The organism is Methylobacterium oxalidis, from assembly GCF_007992195.1.
GTDB lineage: Bacteria > Pseudomonadota > Alphaproteobacteria > Rhizobiales > Beijerinckiaceae > Methylobacterium > Methylobacterium oxalidis.
The window spans coordinates 1-1,637 of the sequence record NZ_BJZU01000274.1; the positions used below are offsets into that span (position 1 = coordinate 1).

Annotated in this window: 2 protein-coding genes; both read left to right on the top strand. The window is 64.1% G+C overall.

Annotated features, from left to right (window positions below):
• The first annotated feature begins 501 nt into the window (after positions 1 to 501).
• Positions 502 to 1,419, top strand: coding sequence for a sensor histidine kinase (locus MOX02_RS30495; RefSeq protein ID WP_147029492.1), 918 nt, complete (start codon positions 502 to 504; stop codon positions 1,417 to 1,419).
• A complete protein-coding gene (locus MOX02_RS30500) occupies positions 1,416 to 1,631 on the top strand; it encodes a hypothetical protein (protein WP_147029493.1) in 216 nt (71 codons plus the stop codon). The genes MOX02_RS30495 and MOX02_RS30500 overlap by 4 nt, the downstream gene beginning before the upstream one ends.
• The last annotated feature ends 6 nt before the right edge of the window (positions 1,632 to 1,637 follow it).

Here is a 1,637-nt window from a genome sequence, read left to right on the forward strand (position 1 = left end):
TATGATCCATCACCTCGCGCCCGGTCAGGTCGTCGGGGCTGTAGATCGCGCCTTTGGCAAGTTAGTCGCGAGAGCAGCTTAATGTCGCGCGGGAGGAGATCCCAGAGGACGGGGATCAGCGCTCAATCATGGTACTGATGAGGTGGCCGCGCTTTCTACTCGGCCAAGTCTCTCAAGAATTGGAGCCTCCGAAAATCCCGGAGCGGTTCAGAGCGCATCGAGAACTCGGGTGAGGGTCGTCTGCTGGCTGTCGCGAGCAAGCCAGCACCGCAAGCTGTTCCGTAACGTCCAGCCGGCGAGCAGCGCCGCACCCTTGCTCAGGCTCTTTATGAGCAAGCCCTCTTGGACTGCTTGCCGCAGACCCCAAGAAAGCTGCCCGCCTCGCTTGGACATTCGGCGCGATTAGGTGCAGGGCAGTGACATCATCAGCCGATCCGAACCCGTAGGCGCTGGTGGCCGAGAGTGACGTGTACTCCCGCCTGCATCGCGAGGAGTGCCGTCATGGCCGATCCTTCCCACAAATGCTTGCCGCGCGGCCACTACGACAGGCTGCTGATCGAGACCTCATGTGAGGCCATCGAGCAGTCCCGCAAGCTGCTGGAGCAAACCGGGCCGCTATTGGCCACCAAACCGGCTAAGCCGCCGATTCCGCAGACCGGCAAAGCTCTGGATCGACCGTGGGAGAGCTTGAAAGTAACGAGCTACGCCTCCGATCTTGAGCGGCGCCCCGATCAGGTCAGCGTCGGGGGCTTGAACCTGCCGGAGCCGGACAGCCCTGAGGGTGAGCTACTCCGGCTCCGCGAGCAGCAGGCGGAGATGGCCGGCGAGCTTCAGCACCGCACCCGCAACCTGATCGCCGTCGTGCGCTCGCTGGCTAACCAGACCATGCGGCGGACTGGGCCCACCGAGGCGTTCCGGGAGCAGTTCACGGGTCAGCTTGGCGCGCTCTCCCGCGTGCAGGGCCTGCTCTCTCGTTACGGTCACGAGCCGATCACCATGCGTGCTCTGATCGAGACCGAACTCGGCGCGCTCGGGTCCGCCCTGCGGGACCGTATCCTGCTGGAAGGGCCGGAGGTGAGCATCCGCAAGGCGGTGGTGCAGAGCTTCGCCCTGGCGCTGTACGAGCTGATCACCACTGCCAGCCGCTACGGTGCGCTCGCCAGCGAGCAGGGGTGTCTTTCGGTGACTTGGCGGATCGAGACGCGCGATGACGGCGGCTGGCTGGTTCTGGACTGGACCGAGGAAGGTCTGGATCCGGCGCGCGAGGAAGCCTTGATCCGACGCGGCTACGATTGTGAGCTGATTGAGAAGGCTCTGCCCTACGTGCTCGGCAGTAAGGGGCATTATACCATCACCGAGACAAAGCTGCGCTGCTCCATCGAGCTGCGGCTCACCACCCGCCGCGAGAGCGACCGGTGACCGGCTCCTTTGAAGCGCCTCTCGAACTCGCAAGCCGCCAACTCGCCGAGGCCGAGCAGCGCCAGGCGCGACAGATTCATTTGATTGCCGGACTTGTGGGCAGTGAGGAGGCGTTAGTGCATTCCCAGCAGGTGCTGGCCGAGATCACCCGCACGCTCACCCTTGCACGAGCGCACCGCTCACTTCTCCTCAGCCTTCCCGAAGCTGAGTGACTAGGG

Bases quoted from the DNA above. Each gene is read 5' to 3' on its own strand.
- MOX02_RS30495 (WP_147029492.1), top strand. From the start codon at position 502: ATGGCCGATCCTTCCCACAAATGCTTGCCGCGCGGCCACTACGACAGG.